This window comes from Microvirga medicaginis, from assembly GCF_052658925.1.
The window spans coordinates 129,494-148,345 of the sequence record NZ_JBQWEL010000001.1 but is presented as its reverse complement, the minus strand read 5'-3'; the positions used below and the strand labels follow the sequence as shown (position 1 = coordinate 148,345).

Sequence of the window (18,852 nt, the reverse complement as noted above, 5' to 3'; positions counted from 1 at the left end):
CTCGTGGTCCTGATATGTATCGCCTTTGGACGTCTCCATGATGCATTCATCCAAGGCCGGCTTCATATCCGGCCGGACGCTGCGACAGCGTTTTCCGCTGCTGTCCATGATCATTCAGCGGCTGCTTCTCAGCGTTATCCTGCTGTTTGCTGTTTCAATCGTCCTCTTCGGCGGGATCGAGGCCCTACCCGGCGATTTTGCCACCACATATCTGGGCCAATCGGCTACGCCGCAGGCTGTCGCCAACATCCGTACGGAGCTGGGCCTCAACAAACCGGTCGTCACCCGGTATGCCGAGTGGCTCGGCGGCGCGCTCACCGGGGACTTCGGCACATCCTGGGCCAATCATAATTCAGTAAGCGAGCAGATCAGCCTCAGGCTCGGAAACTCACTGTTCCTCGCCTTTTTCGCTGCCATTATCTCCGTACCGCTCGCGGTCGGCCTTGGCATGCTAGCCGTGTTGTTCCGCAACCGTCTCCCGGACCGGCTCATCAATATCGCATCCTTGGCCGCCATCTCCCTTCCGGAGTTCTTCGTCGGTTACCTGCTGATCGTATGGTTTGTGGTAAACACTGGAATCGCCACCTTTCCAGCGACCGTCTACGACGGCATGCCCCTTCTCGACCGATTGTCGGCAATCGCATTACCGACCGCCACGCTGGTCCTCGTCGTGATCGCTCATATGATGCGCATGACCCGCGCTGCGATCATCAACGTCATGTCCTCCGCCTACGTGGAAACGGCGGAACTTAAAGGCCTTGGCGGGCTGCGCATTATTGCTAAACATGCCGCTCCCAATGCATTGGCCCCGGTCATCAATGTCGTCGCCCTCAACCTTGCCTATCTCGTCGTTGGCGTAGTGGTCGTCGAGGTGGTCTTTGTCTACCCGGGTATAGGTCAATACATGGTCGATGCTGTTTCGGTGCGCGACATGCCGGTTGTCCAAGCCTGCGGCTTCATCTTTGCAGCCTTCTACATCTTCCTCAACATGATCGCCGACATTCTCGCGATCATTGCGAATCCACGCCTGAGGCATCCGCGATGAATCTGAGAGCTATTCCCTTGAGTGCGTGGATGGGCATGGCAGGCCTTGCCGTTGCCCTGGTCTGCGCGGCATTCGCCCCTTGGATCGCACCCCATGGAGAAGGCGATGTCGTCGGTGACATTTGGGCTCCCATGGGAGGTGATTTTGTGCTCGGCACGGACAATCTCGGCCGCGACCTCCTGTCGCGCCTGATCTATGGTGCCCGCACCACGATTCTCGTGTCGCTGACAGCAACCGTTCTCTCCTTCGCCATCGGCATGTTCCTCAGCTTCATGGCCGTCGTCAGGGGCGGCATCGTGGATCAGGCGTTCTCGCGCTTCAACGATCTGATGATGGCTATTCCCACTCTGATTTTTGCGCTCGTCGTGCTGGCCGTCCTACCGCAGGAGACATGGATCCTCGTCCTGGTCATGGCGATCCTCGACTCCACCCGCGTCTTCCGCATCGGCCGGGCGGTGGCTCTGGACGTCGCGGTGATGGAGTTCGTCGAGGCTGCGCGGCTGCGCGGGGAAGGAAAAGTGTGGATCATCTTCCGGGAGATCCTGCCCAATACTCTATCGCCTCTCCTGGCCGAATTCGGACTGCGCTTTGCTTTTGCCATCCTGTTTCTGTCTACCCTCTCCTTCCTCGGCCTCGGCATTCAGCCTCCAACAGCCGATTGGGGCGGCATGGTGAAGGACAATAAGGACGGCATCATCTTCGGAGTATCCGCGTCACTCATTCCCGGCGCCGCTATCGCCCTTCTGGCCGTCTGCATCAATCTCGTCGTCGACTGGCTGACGAAACGGACATCCTCACTCAAGGGAGGGCGCGCCGATGCCTGATCTTCTGTCTGTACGTAACCTGAAGATCGAGGCGACCGCCTATCCGCCGGGTGAGCCGCCCAGGACCGTCACGCTCGTCGAGAACGTTTCCTTCGATCTCACCAAAGGCAAGGTCCTTGGCCTCATTGGCGAGTCCGGAGCGGGCAAATCCACCATCGGGCTTGCGGCTCTTGCCTATGGACGCGGCGGCGCCCGTATCGCCGGGGGAGAGATCCGCCTCAATGACCAGGATATTCTCAAACTGGGACCTAAGGAGGTCCGCGGTATTCGAGGCTCCAAGGTATGCTATGTCGCGCAATCGGCGGCGGCCTTCAATCCAGCCCACCGCCTCGGTGAGCAGGTGATAGAAGCATCGCTTCGCCACGGTATCATGAGCCGGGCGGAAGCGGAGAAGCGGGCTATCTATCTGTTCCGCGTTCTTGGGCTGCCTGAGCCGGAGACCTTCGGGCGTCGCTTTCCGCACCAGGTGTCGGGCGGACAGCTTCAGCGCGCCATGACGGCCATGGCCCTCTGCCCTAATCCGGAACTAATCGTTTTCGACGAACCCACCACGGCTCTGGACGTGACGACGCAAATCGATGTCCTGGCAGCCATCAAGCATGCGATTGAAGAGACCCGCACCGCAGCCCTCTACATCACTCACGACCTTGCAGTCGTCGCACAGATCTCCGACGACATCATGGTCCTGCGTCAGGGCAAGACCGTGGAATACGGCCCCGTCCGGCAAATCATCGAAGCGCCGCGGGAGGAATACACCTGCGCGCTGGTGAACGTACGACAGGCAGTCCGCAAGGAGACCGTCGATCAGTCGGATTCTCTCCTGAAGGTGGAGAAGGTCAGTGCTCAGTATCCCAACGGGTTCAAGGTTCTGCACGAGGTATCCTTGCATCTGCCGAAAGGCCAGACCCTGGCGATCGTGGGCGAGTCCGGATCCGGAAAGTCGACATTGGCGCGCGTCATCACCGGCCTTCTGCCGCCAAGCGAGGGCCGCATTTCGTTCGATCAGAAGGAACTGACGCCGGCGCTTAAGGATCGTTCGAAAGACGATCTGCGCAGAATTCAGCTCATCTATCAGATGGCCGATACCGCCATGAATCCGCGTCAGACGGTGCGCGATATCATCGGCCGGCCCCTGGCCTTTTATTATGGCCTGCGGGGTGCTGCGAAGACCGCCCGTGTCAAGGAGTTGCTCGATCAGATCGAAATGGGCAACGGCTTCATCGATCGCTATCCGGCTGAGCTTTCAGGCGGCCAAAAGCAGCGCGTGGCCATTGCCAGGGCTCTTGCTGCTCAACCTGAACTCATCCTCTGCGACGAGCCCACCTCGGCGCTCGATCCGCTGGTGGCGCAGGGCATTCTTGAACTCCTGATGAGACTTCAGAAAGAGACAGCTGTCTCCTACCTCTTCATCACCCATGATATCGCCATCGTCCGCGCCATCGCCGACTCCGTCGCAGTCATGCACCGGGGGCGCCTGGTTCGTTTCGGCCCAAGGTCGAAAGTCCTTTCGCCTCCCTTCGACGACTATACCGATCTTCTTCTGAAATCCGTGCCCGAGATGGAGGTCGGCTGGCTCGAGCGCGTGCTGGAAGCGCGGCGGATGGAGAGCGCCGGAAACTGAAGATTCTGCGTCCCGCGTTCAGCCCGCAGGAGGACGAGCTCCTCGTCCTCTCACCGTGACTGCCTGTCGAAGAACGCCACTGATTCACAACAATGACTAGAGTGATCCCATGACGAACCGAACATTCACCGTCATCGAGAACGAATGGATTACGCTCGCGGACGGCACACGTCTGGCCGCGCGCATCTGGATGCCCGACGGGGCCGACATCTCCCCCGTACCGGCGGTGCTCGAATATCTTCCCTACCGCAAGCGGGATGGAACTTCCGTGCGGGATGAGGCGACCTATCCCGCGTTTGCCGAAGCAGGAATTGCAGGCATACGCGTGGACATTCGCGGCTGTGGTGAGTCGGATGGCGTGATCGACGGAGAGTATACGCCGCGCGAGTTGTCGGATGCCTGCGAAGTCATCGCGTGGATCGCCGCACAGCCCTGGTCGAACGGCTCGGTCGGCATGATGGGCATTTCCTGGGGCGGTTTCAACTGCCTTCAAGTAGCCGCTCTTCAGCCGCCGGCTCTCAAGGCCGTGATCTCGATTGCATCCACCGTCGACCGTTACAACGATGACATCCACTACAAGAATGGCTGTCATCTCTATGCCCAGCTCTCCTGGGCAGGCACCATGTTCGGGTACCAGTCGCGCCCGCCGGATCCTGCACTCGTCGGAGAGCGCTGGAAGGAAATGTGGCTGCACCGGCTTGAAAACGAGCCATTCCTCATGGCGGAATGGCTGTCGCACCAGCGTCGCGACGAATTCTGGAAACATGGCTCGATCTGCGAGAATTTTTCTGCGGTGAAAGTCCCTGCCCTCGTCATCGCAGGTTGGGCCGACGGCTACCGCAATACGCCGCTCGCCGCTGTCGAAGGCATGCCGGAGAATGCCAAAGCGCTGATCGGTCCGTGGGTTCACAAATATCCGCATTTCGCCTGGCCCAAGCCACGCCAGGATTTCCTAGGCGAGGCCATCGCCTGGTGGAACCGGTGGCTTCGCGATGAAAAATCCGGTGCCGATCAGCTTCCTCAGGTGCGCGCCTATATCCTCGACGGTGTGAAGCCGCAGCCAAACCGCAGCAAAGAACCTGGCTTCTGGGTCGCCAAGGATCGCTGGGAAGAGCCTGAAGTCATTTCCTTCTCCGTAGATGCCGCCGGCGCGTTGAAGCCGGGGGTACCATTGGCGCATGCCCCGGCAAATCCAGTCTACATCAAGTCCCCGCTTGATACGGGCACGGCCTCCGGTGAGTACTTTACTCTGAAGCCGGATGCGGAGCTCCCTGGCGACCAGCGCGTCGATGATGCCGGCTCGCTCGTGGTGGAAACTGCGCCTCTCGAGGAGACGCTCGATCTTCTCGGCCGCCCGGTTCTGACGCTGAAAGTCTCCTGTGACGAGGACTGGGCCAATCTCTGCGCCCGCTTGGTCGATGTGCACCCGGACGGCACGGCGACGCGCGTGTCCTTTGGTGTCATCAACCTCGCCCACAGGGACGGCAATGCCGAACCGAGAGCCATGGAGAAGGGTCGGCCCACGACGATCCGCATCGTGCTCGATGCCTGCGGCTACCGGTTCAACAAGGGGCATCGCATCCGCCTGTCGATTTCCACCTCTTACTGGCCGATGATCCTGCCGCCGCCGGTCGACCCTGGAGTGACGATCGATCTGACGAGTCTCGGCTTCGGCTTGCCGAGGCTCGGCGCCCACGAGGTGGTCACGGTGAAGGAGCCGGAGAATCCCGATCCTCTGCCCAAATACATTTCCCGCAAGGCCGGTCGGACGGAGCGCACGGTCACGCGCGATCTCTCGGCCAATCGCACCGACTACCGCATTTTGGAGGATACCGGTCTGACCGAGCATCCGGAGACAGGCTTGGCGACCCGGAGCGTGCGGGACGAGCTCTGGTCGATTTCCCCGAACGACCCGCTGTCGATGAACGGCACTTCCGTCTGGACCTGCGAACTGCAAAGGTCCGGCTGGTCCGTTCGCACGGAGGCCACGTTGAGAATGCGCTGCACGGCCAAGGAATGGCTGCTCAAAGGCGAATTGATCGCCTATGAGGGGGATCTCCAGGTTTTCGAAAAGACCTTCGAAAAGGCAATTCCACGGGATTTCACGTAGTCCTCGCCCCGCCTCCACTGAATGCTGAGTGGCTGCGGTGGCTCGAGAACTCCGTTGGAGATGTCGATTGAATGAAGAGAGCTGGCTCTACCCGAGTGGAACCGGCTCTCTTCTTGAGTATGCCGTATTTTTTGACCAAAGAACTAAGGCAACATCGGAGCTGTTTGCACTGCCGATCGGCCACGGCTTGTTTCCAGCCGTAGGCGATGACCAGCTGAATCCAAAAACGATCAGGCCGCGAAAAAGAGCTCGTTTCGGCGCCATGAGGCGGGCGACCTTTGCTCTCTGGGCCTTGCCAGTGCAATCCGCTCCTCGAAGCGCATTTGCGCTTCCTTAAGCAGTCGACGCTTGCGAACATATGGCTGAGAGGCTGCCGTGGCGTCTTTCACGATAGCGGCGGCAGCAGCGTAAAGATCGGCTGTCGCGGCATCGAGACCGGGATCGCGCTCGAACAGGGCGAGCAGGCTCGCCAAGTTCTTTCTCAGAAGCGTCTGGAGATCGCCCAGATAGGATTGCTCTCCCCCGGCTTGTATCGCCTTCAGGGTCGGAGCGATGAGGTTTAGCTTCTCTGTGATAGCTTCATCGAGGGTCTTGTCCGTCATGAGCAATCATCTCCGGATGAGGGGCCCGCCCAGTCCCTGAATCACGCAAGGGAAGGATGCCAGTCCAGGGTTAACCGACGGTTTCGGACGAAGACTGGAAGCCCACTTCTTTTGCAAAGGCCTGCATGAGGAGAAAAGCGGACGGAGCGGCCACTCGTCGCCTTTCGCAAAAATACGGCGGAGCGCCTATATAAGGAGCTTGCAGGATGAGGTGCCTTAATGCCCAGCAGGGATGACGAACCGAAATCCGATTTGGACGATGAGCTGCAGTCAGGGAAGCGTATCAGTTTCCGTGATTACCCCAGCACAGGTTTGGTCGTGCTCGCGGCGGTTGTCTCAGGGCTGGGCTGGCTAGTCTATAAGTGGTCGGATGGGAAGCGCGTCGGCCAGTCGACCGCCCCCAATGATCGGCAACAAGATACTGGCTCGAAAGCATCCGACTCTGACGATGCGAACACCTCGGCAGAACCAAAGAGCGGCAGCTCGTGAGGCTTGCGGCATACAACAGCCTCCTTAATCAGCGTGCGTCTCTCGTCGTGCCTGCTAAATATGATAGGCCTCGTCAGGAAAGATTTATCTGATGAGACGCAAGGAGCCTGCAATTTTCCGGAGAATGGAAAGGCGTGTCGCAAGAACACTGCTTCCGACTGCAATTGCAAGTGCCAGGATGATCAGGATTGTGGCGACTGCGAACGTCATCCTGAAACCCGCGGCAACGGTATCAGGATGCGCCGTCGCAGCGTCGGTCGTCGCCAGGGATAGGGCAAATACCGCCCCCATGACGGATGCGCCGGTGACGAGGCCGAGGTGACGCGCAAGATTGAGCATGCCGGAGATCACGCCCCGCTGGTCCGACTGGAGGTCCTTCATCACGGCGGTATTGTTGGCCGCTTGGAACAGCGAATAGCCGGCGGTGACGACAGCTATGGGAACGATGTAACCGGTGATGCCAATCCCCACCGGCATTATTGACAGAATGAACGAGCCAGCCGCCATTCCTGCGAGTCCAGCGATGGTCATGCGGTCCGCACCCATCCTGTCGACCATGCGGCCGGCGGGCACGCCAGTGAGCGCCGCGACGAGCGGACCGACCGACATGACCAGTCCAGTGAAGGCAGCGTCGAGCCCGAGCGCGACAGTGAGATAGAACGGTCCGACCACCAGCGTCGTCATCATCACCGTCGAAACGAGCATGCTCATGGCAAGACCTGCGCTCAGCACCGGATCCCGGAGCATTGTCAGATGGATCAGGGGTGATGTCGCTCTTGCCTCGGTGCGCACGAAGAGGACGGCTCCGACGACAGACGCTGCCAGCAGGGAGACGTTGAGCAGGCCGAAATGCCCGCGCCCGACCGTCATGGCGAGGGCATAAGCCGCAAGCATCAATCCAAGCAGCAGCGTGCCCATTGGATCGAAGCCATGTCGACCCGACTTCATTCGTTGGTCATCGGCTGGCAGGGTATGATACGCGAGAAGAAGAGTGAGTGCGCCAAGAGGCACGCTGACGAGAAAGATCGCCCGCCAGCCAAGGCCGGAGATCAGAACGCCCCCGAGCGAGGGACCGAGGGCTGTGCCTATCGCAGACATGGTTCCGAGGAGTCCCATGACGCTACCGGTCTTTGTTCTGGGAACCGTTTCGCCGACCAAGGCCATAGCTAGGGTCATCATGATGGCCGCGCCCACTCCCTGCACGATTCTTCCGGCGATCAGCAGCCACAGCATGGAGGCGACGCCGCACAGGGTTGAGGCTGCCGTGAATAGAGCGATCCCGACGAGCAGCAGCCTTCGGCGGCCGATGACATCGCCCAGCCGTCCGAGGCTGACGATCAGGATCGTGATAGTAAGGAGGTATGCGAGAACGATCCACTGGACTTGTGGAAAAGAGGCAAGGAACGCCTGGGCCAGAGCCGGCAGACCGACATTGGCGATGCTCGTGCCGAGCGCCGGCAGCAGCATAGAGAGGGACAGACTGGCGAGCGCCCACCGGACCGAAGGTTCCTGTTTCGCATGTCCAGGCCCTGCCCTGCCTTGTTCCGCAACCATCGGCTTCACTTTGGACTCCACGTCTTGGCGACTCCGGACTGGAGCCTTCTGAACCTTAGTCAGCTCAGCGACACGGCGGAACATGCATCATTTGCACTTTATTCGTGCATATGACGCCATATCTGAGCGAAGTTGTGCTATGGTGAAAGCATGTCGTCCCCCGACCTCAACCTCCTCGTCACGCTTGATGTGCTGCTCGCGGAAGGCAGCGTTGCGCGCGCAGCCGAAAGGTTGCGGCTCAGCCCTTCGGCAATGAGCCGGGCGCTGGCGCGCTTGCGCGAGACAACCGGCGATCCTTTGCTCGTCAGAGCCGGACGCGGCCTCGTTCCCACGCCCCGGGCCATCGAGCTCCGGGAGCAGGTCAGCCAGCTCGTGCAGGCCGCAGAGGCAGCTCTGCGCCCCGCCCAGAACCTGAACCTCAAGCAGCTCGTGCGTACATTCACCTTGAGGACCAGCGAAGGCTTCGTGGAGAACTTCGGACCCGATCTCATTGCTCGCGTAGGCGAGGACGCTCCGGGCGTGCGGCTTCGTTTCATGTCGAAGCCAGACAAAGACAGCAGATCCCTTCGTGATGGGCTCGTCGATCTGGAAACAGGCGTTGTGGGGGATACAACGGGTCCTGAGGTGCGTGCTCAGGCCTTGTTTCGAGACTATTTCATCGGCGTTGTGCGTATGCGTCACCCACTCAGTCAAGGCGAGATCACCCCTTCTCGTTATGCCACCGGCAGGCATATCAGCGTCTCAAGGCGGGGTCTCGACAGGGGACCGGTTGATCATGCTTTGGAACAGTTCGGGCTGGCGCGAGAGATCGCCACGATTGTCGGCGGCTTTTCGACCGCGCTGGCTCTTGCTCGGACCTCCGACCTGATCGCCACCGTTCCTGCACGGCACACCGGAAACCTCCGCGCCGGAATGCATAGTTTTCCCCTTCCCGTACCCACGCCAGAAATCACGATTTCACTGCTGTGGCACCCGCGGCTGGATGCCGATCCAGCGCATCGATGGCTGCGTCGATGCGTCAGGGACGTTTGCGGCACGCCGTAATTCTGCAGCCAGCGGACCGAGTTTTGAGTCGTCCACTCGAAATACCTGAACAACGTCATAGAGGTCGATCACGGTGTGCCAGGCGCCTGCCCGGCCAGCAGGCGGCCCTTCAGAGGATAAGACCCGTCTCGCCCGCAGAGGCTTCGAGGCGATGCGGATGATCCGCCGGGTCACTGCGTTCTGCAACAATCAGGAGCAACGGCAAGCTCAATGAGAGGCATGATCGATCTGGAGTTTGCGCCCAGACAACGATGAGGAGCGCTGGATGAGCAAGCGTTGCCGTAACGAATGGACAGAGATGGGGGCTCTCCTTGAAAATCAAAACCTTGCTGCCAACGATCCTGGTGTCGGTGGCGGCGCTTGCTTTGACCACGGCTGGAATGAGGACTTATGGGGCCTGGCAAAAGCGGCAGGACGCGGCGACTTTTCTTCTGGTCAACCACGTTGAGGAGCGTCTGTTGGATGCCGCCGGAGATCTCGCTCTCGAGAGAGGTCTAACCGTCAACGCGCTGGGCTCGCTCCAGCCGATCAGTCCCACACAGCAGCAGGCCATCAATACCCAGAGAGCCAAAGCGGATGATGCTTACGCGGACGCCGTCAAGGGCTTGGCCGAATTGCCTGTCGCCGTCGCAACCCAAGAAATGCTGGCGCTGGCCGAGCGGCAATACGAAGCGTTCAAGTCATTTAGGAAAATCCTGGACGGGGCACTAGCACAGAGGATGTTGGGCCGCCCCAAGGAACCCGCACGGGACTTCGTGCCATCGATCACGGGTCTCATTGATAGCGTGCGGGCCGTGGGGACATCGCTCGAAACCCTATCCCCACCATCTGATACAACAGTCGAGAAGCTCGTTCAGATCAGGGCGCTTGCAAGCGACATGGCGGAGTATGCCGGCCGTGATCGCGCTGCCTTGGCTGGGTGGATCGGAACAGGCGGGCCGGTCAATGGGGAGGCTCTGCGGGTCGTGGCGCGCCAACGAGGGCGTGTTGAAGCCGACTGGGCAGGGATCCAGCCTCTCTCCCAGCGTGATGACCTCTCGCCTGCCTTGGCCAATGCCATCAGGATGGCTGGCGAGACCTATATCGTCTCCTTTCAGAAGACTCGAGAAAGCATCCTGAAGGCTGCTGAAATTGGCACGTATCCGATGACGGCGGATGAGTGGGTCAGCCAGGCAACGGCTGCCATCAACACGGTGCGCGCTCTCACAACGGAACTTGGAGCCGCCGCCAATCATGCAGCGAACGAAAGCTTTGACGCCGCCACATGGGAAATTGCATGGGCGGCCGCCGTTCTCGTCCTTAGTCTGGCGGTGGCCGCGTTCGGGCTCTGGGTCATCATCCGCAGGATCGCCACCCCTGTCGCCTCACTGACGGATGTCATGGGGCATCTCGCCTCCGGCCATCTCGATGTTCGGATCGAAGGCACAGACCGAGGTGACGAGATTGGGGCCATGGCCCGGGCAGTTGAGGTTTTCAAACGGAACGCCATCGAGCGGGAGCGCCTCGAGCAGGAAACCGCAGAGCAGAAACACAGAGCAGAGGCCGAGAAGAAGCAATGGATGGCCGAGCTCGCACAGGCATTTGAGAGCAAGGTCGGCGTGCTGGTCCAGTCCCTGTCGTCCGCCGCGACTGAGATGGAGGCTTCGGCTCAATCCATGACGCAGATCGCAGACCAAACCACCGGGCAATCCGTCCACGTTGCCTCTTCCGCCGAAGAGACATCGGCCAACGTGCAGACGGTGGCCGCTGCCGCGGAGGAGATGTCGATCTCGATCCGCGAAATCGCTGTGCAGATCAGCCAGTCGTCGCGGATTGCCGAGCAGGCCGCCTCGGATGCCGAGCGGAGCAACACCATCATACGGACATTGTCCGAAACTACGGATCGGATCGGCAACGTAGTCTCGATGATCAACGAAATCGCCGGACAAACGAACCTGCTCGCCCTCAATGCAACCATCGAGGCGGCGAGAGCCGGGGAGTTCGGGCGCGGATTCACCGTCGTCGCCGCCGAAGTCAAGGAACTTGCGGGTCAGACCACGCGGGCGACTGACCAGATCGCGACCCAAATCAGTTCTGTGCAACAGGAAACGCAGCAGGCTGTGTCGGCTATCCAGGAGGTTGTGAGGACGATCGGACAAATGTCGCAGATCTCGCTCGCCATCGCCTCTGCCATGGAGGAGCAGGGTGCCGCGACGGGCGAGATCGCCCGCAACGTGCAGGAGGCCGCCCGCGGCACCGAACAGGTCACGGAGAGTATCACAGAGGTCCGTCGGGGCGCGGGGGAAACCGGAGCCGCAGCGTCTCAGGTTCTCGTCGCGGCCCGGGAGCTTGCGCGCAGCTCGGAAGGGTTGAGCCAAGAGGTGGCGGTCTTCCTGTCGAACATCAGGGCGATTTGAGCCTATTTCCGTCTCATACGTTTGGATGGAATCCGGCGCACATGGGCAAAAGGATTTTCATGGCAGACATCCATCTTCCAGTTCTCGCGTCCGACGATTGTCACGAGAAAGATGCCAGAACGGGTATCCTGGAGAGCCTCGTGCAGGTCAGTAAGGACCTGAGACAGATCCAAGGGCGCATTGCCGGATCCAACCTGGATACCCGCGAGAAGCTTGCGGCAAGTCAGGGGATCCTCAACGCCGTCCGGGAGCTTCAGTGGACTGCCGCGACGGTTGAGCGATCCTTATCTTGAGTGCACCTGAGTATAAACCGGATCCATCGCAAATTTGGAGGGAGAACGCGGCTTTTCGCTTGTATTGCTATCACACAGGACTGCCATTCCTGCGCTCAAGTTCGACAAGCAGGCCGCTGTGGTCGAGATCGCCCGCATTTTCGATGAGTCCCCGAAACAGATCTGCAGTGAGCGCCGTATAAGGCACCTCCTGAAGAGAAAGCCGCTCCGCTGCGTCGAGTGCGTTATCGAGATCCTTCAGGTGAGTAACTGAGCGTCCCTTAGTGACGAAATCACGCTCGACCATCCGCTGACCGTGAAGCTCCAAGATACGGCTCTCGGCGAAGCCACCCCGGAGAGCTTCGCGAACTCGGGCCGGATCAGCTCCCCCACGCTCAGCCAGCAGGAGCGCCTCGGCAACAGCTCCGATGGTGACACCAACGATGATCTGATTGGCGAGCTTCGCCAGCTGGCCCGCCCCGTGCGGTCCGACATGAACAGGACGACCCATGACCTCTAGGACCGGCTTTACGCGGGAGAAGGCCTTCGCGTCCCCGCCGGCCATGATCGCGAGAGTGCCCTGCTCCGCTCCGACGGTACCACCGGAAACCGGCGCATCAATGTGGTGGACGCCACGTTCGGCGAGAAGCCTTGCATGATCCTGTGCTTCCGCAGGCTTGATAGAGCTCATGTCGACCAGGATGGTGCCCGGCCGCAGGGCCTCCGTGACGCCCTGATTGAACAGCACGTCGGTTACGATGCCGCCATTCTCCAGCATGAGAACAACGATCTCGGCATCTTGGACCGCCTGAGACGCAGTATCCACGACGCGGGCACCTAAAGGGGTAAGCGCTTCGGCTTTTTCCCGCGAACGGTTCCAGACGGTCAAGTCATAACCGGCATCGAGCAGCCGCCGGGCCTGGCGCGATCCCATAAGGCCAATGCCGAGGAAGGCCACGGCAGCAGAACTAGATGGCGTCATCAAACACTCCTTCCATCTGGCGCGCCCGACGGGCAAGTGAGCCCCAGAACATTGCGCTCACGCCGCCACCGATGACGTCTTCGGCCGTGGCAACCTGCTGATCAGGGCGCTCAGAGCAGGGCCAAAGGCGAGTGCCAGGCCGATGACCATGAGAGTGGCCACAAGACCGTTCGACCAGAAGATCGAAAGAGACCCCTTCGACATGATCATGGACTGCCGGAAGGCATCCTCAGCCTTGTCGCCAAGCACCATTGCCAGCACGAGCGGAGCGATCGGATAATCCAGTTTCTTGAACAGATAGCCCGCCACACCGAAGGCCAGCGCCAACCACAGATCGAATGGACGTCCCGCGACGGTATAGGCACCGATGAAGCACACGATCACGATGATCGGGCCGATGATCGCAAACGGAATCCGCAGGATCGATGCAAAGAGCGGAATTGTCGCAAGCACCATGAGCACGGCGACGATGTTGCCGAGATACATGCTGGCGATGAGGCCCCACACGAAATCAGGACGCTCGATGAACAGCATCGGCCCTGGATTGAGCCCCCAGATCATCAGGCCGCCCATCATCACGGCGGCCGTCGCGGAGCCAGGAACGCCGAGAGCCAGCATCGGCAGGATGGCGCTGCTGCCCGCCGCATGATCCGCCGTTTCCGGAGCCACGACGCCCTCGGGTTCCCCCTGCCCGAAGGCATCCCGGCGACGCGACAGACGCTTGGCCAGACCATAGCTCATGAACGAGGCAGCCGTCGGCCCTCCCGGGGTGATGCCCATCCAGCACCCGATGGCGCTGCTCCGCAGAAGGGTCACCCAATAACGCGGCAAGGTGGCAATGGTCTTGATGACATCACGGGCCCTGACACGGGCTTTGATGCCGTCGAATTGAAGTCCTTCTTCCATAGTGAGCATAAGCTCGCCGATACCGAAGAGGCCAATGACGGCAATGAGGAAGCTGATGCCCGACAGAAGTTCGTTGAATCCGAAAGTCAGTCGCAAGCCTCCTGATACCGTATCCATGCCCACTGCGGCGAAGGCAAAGCCCAATCCCATGGACACGACAGTCTTAAAGGGGGACGCAGCCCCAAGTCCGACGAAGCTGGCAAAGGCCAGGAAGTAGACGGCGAAATATTCCGGGGAACTGAATCGGAGAGCAAACTTGGCTACCCAGCTCGACAGAACGGTGATCAGGATCACGCCGACAAGAGCGCCGAACCCAGCGGAGAGGAATGCGAGAGTCAGCGCCTGGGCCGCCTGCCCCTGCCTTGCCATCGGGTAACCATCGAATGTCGTGGCGACCGACGAAGGCTCACCCGGAATGTTGAAGAGGATCGAGGTGGTCGATCCTCCGAATAGCGCACCCCAGTACATGCTGGTCAGAAGAATGATGGCCGCAACCGGATCCATCGTGAAGGTCAGCGGCAGCAGGAGCGAAACGCCGTTCGGCGCTCCGAGTCCCGGAAGAACGCCGACGAGGATGCCGAGCAGAACGCCGATCATCATCAGCATGACATGATAGGTCGTCAGCGCGACGCCGAAACCATGAAGGAGTGATGCGAAATTTTCCACGGCCTGTCTCCGTCGGGATGGAAGGCTAATAAAGGCCTAGAGCGGCTTCGAGAGGTCCCTTCAGCAGGGGCACCTGGAATCCGACTTCGAGCACGAGATAAAAGAGCACGGCGGCACCGATACCCGAAGCGGCCGACGTGATGAGACGATACTTCCCCTGCAGACGCATGACGAAGGTAAGATAGAGAGCCGCGGCCACATAGAGACCAAGCAGACGTGCAATCACCACGAAAACAATCATTGGAATGAAGAATGACGCAACACGCACCGCTTGCTCGCGATCGAGGAAGACCGATTGCAGTCCGTGTCGAAGGGCGATGGCCTGAATGAAATTACCGGCACTTGCTGCGACGACGAGGAGGCCGATGTAGAAAGGAAATGCGCCCGGCTCGGGTCCTGCATCCCCCCAGCCGATGCCGAATTCGAGAGCGCCGATCACCGCGGTAAGTCCCAGGCCCGCAGTGAGTGTTGCAGTTGCAATTTCAGCCGAAAAACGATTGATCATGGCGTTCGCTCCGATGACTGCAGCATGAGGTTGGCCGATGCAGGCTCACCTGCACCGGCCCATGGAATAACCGCCGTCAGCGAACGACCCAGCCTTCCTGCTCGAATACCTTGCGGTTCTTGGCGTCGTCCGAAGCAATGAACTTCTTCAGTTCTTCTCCTGCTAGGAAACGGTTGGTCTGAGAGGTGCGCTCGATGTACTCTTTCCACTCCGGCGTCTCGCTCACTTTCTTGAGCACGTCCGCGTAATACGCAACAGCCTCCGAGGGAACGCCGGCCGGCAGCCACACGGTGCGCGGCATCTGGAACTGGTCGATCGGAATGCCGGCCTCCTTACACGTCGGAATATCGGCCCAGCCCATAGTCGCGGTGACCTTGGGGCCCTCCTGCAGGCGCGTCGGGCTGAACACACAGAGCGGCTTCACCGCTCCGGCCTTCCACTGTCCGGCATTTTCATTCGGGTTGTTGGTGTTCGAATCGATGTGCCCACCCGCCAGCTGCACGCCCGCAGCACCGCCGCCTTGGAACGGCACATAGATGAATTTTGCACCGGTCGCAGACTGGATCAGGCTGGTGAGCGTTTGATCCGTGTCTTTTGACTGGCTGCCGCCCATCTTGAAGCTCTCGGGCTTCGCCTTCACAGCTTCGATATAGCTCTTGGCATCCTGGTATGGGGCGTTCGCATTGACCCAGAGCAGGAACTCGTCAAGGGCCATGGCCGCAATCGGGGTCAGCTCATCCGGCTTGTATGCGAGCTTCGCGACATACGGCAGGAGGTATTCATTATTGGTGCCGAAGGTGAGCTTGTGAGGGTCACCAGCAGCAACCTTCGCATAGATATATCCTTCTGCCCCGCTGCCGCCGCCTTTGTTGGTGACGACGATCGACTGATCCATCAAGTTGTGCTTCGAGATGATCGATTGCACGACACGAGCGAAGTTGTCCGTGCCGCCTCCGGGGCCCGACGTGACGACGAACTCCACTGGCTTTGTCGGCTTCCAATCAGCATGGGCCATTCCGCCGAATGTGACTGCGATGGCACTTGCAATCAACCATGACGTCTTCTTGATCATCATTCTTCCTCCCTATGGGTTTTTCCAACCGATGGCGTCGGCTTTGGAACTGGATTTGTCAGGAATTCACGGCCTTCGCGTATCCTGTATCGGCCTCATTGGCTCGGCGCGCACGCACTTCGGCGCCCATTTGGATCGCCAGGGAGAGCGCAGCGTTGCTTGCACCAAGATTTGCGATGCCCCGCCCAGCGATTTCGTATGCTGTTCCGTGAGCGGGAGTGCAGATGGGGAATGGGAAACCGCCAATGAGCGTGACGCCGCGATCGAAGCCCATCAGCTTCATGGCGATCTGCCCCTGGTCGTGATACATGGTCAGAACCGCATCGAAATCACCGTTCTTGGCCCGCAGGAAAACCGTATCCGACGGGAATGGACCATCTACGGCGAAACCTTGAGCAATCGCCTTGCGGACCGCCGGCTCGATCACCTCGATTTCCTCACGGCCGAAGTTGCCACCATCGCCCGCATGCGGGTTGAGACCTGCCACGGCAATGCGCGGCGGATTGAAGCCGGCCGCGCGCATGCATTGATCCGCCAGCGTCAGCGATCTCAGAATCGACTGCTCGGAGATGGCCGAGGCCACTTGCGACAGAGGAATATGCGACGTGACGCGGGCATTCCATAGCTTGCCCAGCACATTGAACTCGCTTGCCGCCATGGATGTCTTGAGCACGTCACGCACGAAGCGGATCTCGTCGTCATAACCTTCGTATGCGAGGCGCATGGCCTTCTTGTTGAAGGGCGTGAAGAACACGGCATCGGCACGTCCAGACCGGGCCAGCAGCAGCGCCCGCCTGAAATTCTCGGTCGCGAACAGACCGCCTTCGAGGGTCGCAGTGGCAGGAGTGACCTGATCCAGGCTGAGATTCTTCAAATCGATGAAAACAGGCTTTGAGGGATTCTCCGGAATCTCCCCTTCTGAGGACACCACATCCACATCGATACCGACGCCCCCGATCTTGGCGCCCCGCTCCAGGATTCGGAGATCCCCGAAGAGCACTAGGTTCGCGCCGTGGCGGAATTCATCAGCTGCAACGAGCTTGGCAGTCAGTTCCGGGCTGATCCCTGCCGGATCTCCCATGGCGAAGGCAATCGTTGGTCTGACTGTCTCTGTCGGGGACGAATAAGCGCTCACGGCAACCTCTTCCTTGATTACGCAAGGACAGTAACAGCGCATAATTCAGCACGCAAGCATGCTGCATACAGAATTTTGTTTGCGAACAATCAGTACTAAGTCTATAGAGATGTGGGTAGGGAGTTGGACCTCCGGGCGAATGGACAGCTCAAAATGGATGAGACAGCGACAATCGGAACATCAGGCCAGCTGGTCGAGGAACTCGACGGGCGCGGCCCTATCGCCCGCCCGAGTCTGCATGACGCCATCGTGACACGTGTGCGCGACATGATCATCGAAGGCGAACTTCCCGCCGGGAGCCGGATTCATGAGGGCAATCTTGGCAAGACGCTTGGCGTGTCACGAACGCCTCTGCGAGAGGCCCTTAAGTTTCTCGCCAGTGAGGGATTGGTTGAGCTGTCTCCGGGCCGAGGGGCGGTAGTCCGGCAGTTCACCGCCAAGGACGTTCACGACAGCCTCGTCGTTCTCGCCGACCTTGAGGGATTGGCGGGGCGCCTTGCCTGCGAGCACGCATCGAACGACGAGATCCGGGAAGTGCGCGCGTTGCACGACCGCATGGTCGACTTGTACGAGAAGCGGGATCGCCTGCCCTACTTCAAGCTCAACCAGAGCATTCACTCGGCCATCCTCCGCCTCTCCAAGAACGAGGTGCTGGCCTATGTACACGGCATTCTGCAGGCTCGCCTGAGACGAATCCGATACATCGGCAACGAGGGTCCGGAAAAATGGGCGGCTGCCGTGGCCGACCACGAAGAGATCATCAGCGCCCTGGAGGCGCGGGATGCTGACCGCCTGTCCAAGGCACTGACCATCCACATGGAAAGAACCTGGGAGCGCGTGCGACACGCCATCTGAGAGCGACGGCGCTCCGCTGATCGATCCGCACTTCTCCAAGTATCTCCAAAGGTCCCGCCGTGAGTGATGAGAGCCACCTTCGTGAGTCGATTTGCCGATTTGGTCGTTCCCTGTTCGAGCGCGGCCTCACGGCAGGATCATCCGGCAACATCTCGGTTCGACTGAGTGACGGAGGCTGGCTGACGACGCCAACCAACAGCTCCCTCGGTTTTCTCGATCCCGCCCGGCTGAGTCGCCTGGATGTGAATGGCCGTCTCGTTTCGGGAGATACGCCCACCAAGGAACTGCCGCTGCATACGGCTCTCTATTCGACCCGTCGGGATGCCGGAGCGATCGTCCATCTGCACTCGACCCACTCGGTTGCGGTCTCGATGCTCCCGGACGTGGATCCCGCCAATGCCCTTCCGCCGATGACCGCCTATTATGTGATGCGTGTCGGGCGAACCGCGCTCGTGCCCTACTACCGCCCGGGTGATCCCGCCGTTGCGGATGCTATTCGCGGGCTTGCAGGACGCTACAGCGCTGTCCTTCTCGCCAATCACGGCCCAGTCGTGGCCGGCAAGGATCTGGAAGCCGCCGTCTATGCAACGGAAGAGTTGGAGGAAACCGCGAAGCTCCGCCTTCTTCTGCACGGCTTGAACCCTCGTCTGCTGACGCGCGCGCAGATCAGGGATCTCGTCACGCATTTCAAGCTGGATGAGGCCATTGCCGAGGACGCTCACGATCACGCCTCCTGTTCCGATCCCCATGACTGCTCTCACACGGGTGAATGAC

General features: G+C 60.2%; 16 protein-coding genes. 9 read left to right on the top strand and 7 right to left on the bottom strand.

Annotated features, from left to right (window positions below; translation table 11 throughout):
* Positions 1-40: 40 nt before the first annotated feature.
* The 4 genes from ACUXUR_RS00720 (at position 41) to ACUXUR_RS00705 (ending at position 5,600) form a co-directional block, all read left to right on the top strand.
* Positions 41-1,045, top strand: coding sequence for an ABC transporter permease (locus ACUXUR_RS00720; RefSeq protein WP_445500857.1), 1,005 nt, complete (start codon positions 41-43; stop codon positions 1,043-1,045).
* Positions 1,042-1,869, top strand: a complete 828-nt coding sequence (locus ACUXUR_RS00715; protein ID WP_445500375.1) for an ABC transporter permease — start codon at positions 1,042-1,044, stop codon at positions 1,867-1,869. The genes ACUXUR_RS00720 and ACUXUR_RS00715 overlap by 4 nt, the downstream gene beginning before the upstream one ends.
* Positions 1,862-3,490 carry an ABC transporter ATP-binding protein gene (locus ACUXUR_RS00710; protein ID WP_445500373.1) on the top strand — a complete coding sequence of 543 codons (1,629 nt, stop codon included), beginning with the start codon at positions 1,862-1,864 and terminating at the stop codon, positions 3,488-3,490. The genes ACUXUR_RS00715 and ACUXUR_RS00710 overlap by 8 nt, the downstream gene beginning before the upstream one ends.
* Positions 3,491-3,599: 109 nt before the next feature.
* Positions 3,600-5,600 (top strand): CocE/NonD family hydrolase, encoded by a 2,001-nt coding sequence (locus ACUXUR_RS00705; protein WP_445500371.1) that lies wholly within the window; start codon positions 3,600-3,602, stop codon positions 5,598-5,600.
* A gap of 230 nt (positions 5,601-5,830) precedes the next feature.
* On the opposite strand, the gene ACUXUR_RS00700 is transcribed toward ACUXUR_RS00705, so the two are convergent.
* Together ACUXUR_RS00700 and ACUXUR_RS00695 are read right to left on the bottom strand one after the other, a co-directional pair.
* Positions 5,831-6,202, bottom strand: a complete 372-nt coding sequence (locus ACUXUR_RS00700; RefSeq protein WP_445500369.1) for a hypothetical protein — start codon at positions 6,200-6,202, stop codon at positions 5,831-5,833.
* Between the two features lie 573 nt (positions 6,203-6,775).
* A complete protein-coding gene (locus ACUXUR_RS00695) occupies positions 6,776-8,245 on the bottom strand; it encodes an MFS transporter (RefSeq protein WP_445500856.1) in 1,470 nt (489 codons plus the stop codon).
* Positions 8,246-8,395: 150 nt separating this feature from the next.
* On the opposite strand from ACUXUR_RS00695, the gene ACUXUR_RS00690 reads away from it, so the two are divergent.
* From ACUXUR_RS00690 to ACUXUR_RS00680, 3 genes are all read left to right on the top strand, one after another.
* A complete protein-coding gene (locus ACUXUR_RS00690) occupies positions 8,396-9,289 on the top strand; it encodes a LysR family transcriptional regulator (protein ID WP_445500367.1) in 894 nt (297 codons plus the stop codon).
* Positions 9,290-9,600: 311 nt separating this feature from the next.
* Positions 9,601-11,685: a methyl-accepting chemotaxis protein gene (locus ACUXUR_RS00685; protein ID WP_445500366.1), complete on the top strand. Its 2,085-nt coding sequence runs from the start codon at positions 9,601-9,603 to the stop codon at positions 11,683-11,685.
* Positions 11,686-11,744: 59 nt separating this feature from the next.
* Positions 11,745-11,978 carry a hypothetical protein gene (locus tag ACUXUR_RS00680; protein WP_445500365.1) on the top strand — a complete coding sequence of 78 codons (234 nt, stop codon included), beginning with the start codon at positions 11,745-11,747 and terminating at the stop codon, positions 11,976-11,978.
* Positions 11,979-12,048: 70 nt separating this feature from the next.
* On the opposite strand, the gene ACUXUR_RS00675 is transcribed toward ACUXUR_RS00680, so the two are convergent.
* The 5 genes from ACUXUR_RS00675 to ACUXUR_RS00655 form a co-directional block, all read right to left on the bottom strand.
* Entirely contained in the window at positions 12,049-12,975 is a 927-nt protein-coding gene (locus ACUXUR_RS00675) for an NAD(P)-dependent oxidoreductase (RefSeq protein WP_445500364.1), read from the bottom strand.
* 21 nt (positions 12,976-12,996) lie between these two features.
* The gene (locus ACUXUR_RS00670) at positions 12,997-14,511 is read right to left on the bottom strand and encodes a tripartite tricarboxylate transporter permease (protein WP_445500363.1); all 1,515 of its coding nucleotides are present in this window, start codon (positions 14,509-14,511) and stop codon (positions 12,997-12,999) included.
* Between the two features lie 25 nt (positions 14,512-14,536).
* The gene (locus ACUXUR_RS00665) at positions 14,537-15,016 is read right to left on the bottom strand and encodes a tripartite tricarboxylate transporter TctB family protein (RefSeq protein WP_445500362.1); all 480 of its coding nucleotides are present in this window, start codon (positions 15,014-15,016) and stop codon (positions 14,537-14,539) included.
* Between the two features lie 76 nt (positions 15,017-15,092).
* Entirely contained in the window at positions 15,093-16,088 is a 996-nt protein-coding gene (locus ACUXUR_RS00660; protein WP_445500855.1) for a Bug family tripartite tricarboxylate transporter substrate binding protein, read from the bottom strand.
* Positions 16,089-16,146: 58 nt separating this feature from the next.
* Complete coding sequence (locus ACUXUR_RS00655; protein WP_445500854.1) at positions 16,147-17,169, bottom strand: 4-hydroxythreonine-4-phosphate dehydrogenase PdxA; 1,023 nt, start codon at positions 17,167-17,169, stop codon at positions 16,147-16,149.
* A 207-nt stretch (positions 17,170-17,376) separates the two neighbouring features.
* On the opposite strand from ACUXUR_RS00655, the gene ACUXUR_RS00650 reads away from it, so the two are divergent.
* Both ACUXUR_RS00650 and otnC read left to right on the top strand, forming a co-directional pair.
* Positions 17,377-18,078, top strand: a complete 702-nt coding sequence (locus ACUXUR_RS00650; RefSeq protein ID WP_445500361.1) for a GntR family transcriptional regulator — start codon at positions 17,377-17,379, stop codon at positions 18,076-18,078.
* A 59-nt stretch (positions 18,079-18,137) separates the two neighbouring features.
* The gene (gene otnC, locus ACUXUR_RS00645) at positions 18,138-18,851 is read left to right on the top strand and encodes a 3-oxo-tetronate 4-phosphate decarboxylase (protein WP_445500360.1); all 714 of its coding nucleotides are present in this window, start codon (positions 18,138-18,140) and stop codon (positions 18,849-18,851) included.
* Position 18,852: the final 1 nt, after the last annotated feature.

Coding starts and splice junctions, on each gene's coding strand:
- ACUXUR_RS00720 (WP_445500857.1), top strand. CDS start 41: ATGCATTCATCCAAGGCCGGCTTCATATCCGGCCGGACGCTGCGACAG.
- ACUXUR_RS00715 (WP_445500375.1), top strand. CDS start 1,042: ATGAATCTGAGAGCTATTCCCTTGAGTGCGTGGATGGGCATGGCAGGC.
- ACUXUR_RS00710 (WP_445500373.1), top strand. CDS start 1,862: ATGCCTGATCTTCTGTCTGTACGTAACCTGAAGATCGAGGCGACCGCC.
- ACUXUR_RS00705 (WP_445500371.1), top strand. CDS start 3,600: ATGACGAACCGAACATTCACCGTCATCGAGAACGAATGGATTACGCTC.
- ACUXUR_RS00700 (WP_445500369.1), bottom strand. CDS start 6,202: ATGACGGACAAGACCCTCGATGAAGCTATCACAGAGAAGCTAAACCTC.
- ACUXUR_RS00695 (WP_445500856.1), bottom strand. CDS start 8,245: ATGGTTGCGGAACAAGGCAGGGCAGGGCCTGGACATGCGAAACAGGAA.
- ACUXUR_RS00690 (WP_445500367.1), top strand. CDS start 8,396: ATGTCGTCCCCCGACCTCAACCTCCTCGTCACGCTTGATGTGCTGCTC.
- ACUXUR_RS00680 (WP_445500365.1), top strand. CDS start 11,745: ATGGCAGACATCCATCTTCCAGTTCTCGCGTCCGACGATTGTCACGAG.
- ACUXUR_RS00665 (WP_445500362.1), bottom strand. CDS start 15,016: ATGATCAATCGTTTTTCGGCTGAAATTGCAACTGCAACACTCACTGCG.
- ACUXUR_RS00660 (WP_445500855.1), bottom strand. CDS start 16,088: ATGATCAAGAAGACGTCATGGTTGATTGCAAGTGCCATCGCAGTCACA.
- ACUXUR_RS00655 (WP_445500854.1), bottom strand. CDS start 17,169: ATGGGAGATCCGGCAGGGATCAGCCCGGAACTGACTGCCAAGCTCGTT.
- ACUXUR_RS00650 (WP_445500361.1), top strand. CDS start 17,377: ATGGATGAGACAGCGACAATCGGAACATCAGGCCAGCTGGTCGAGGAA.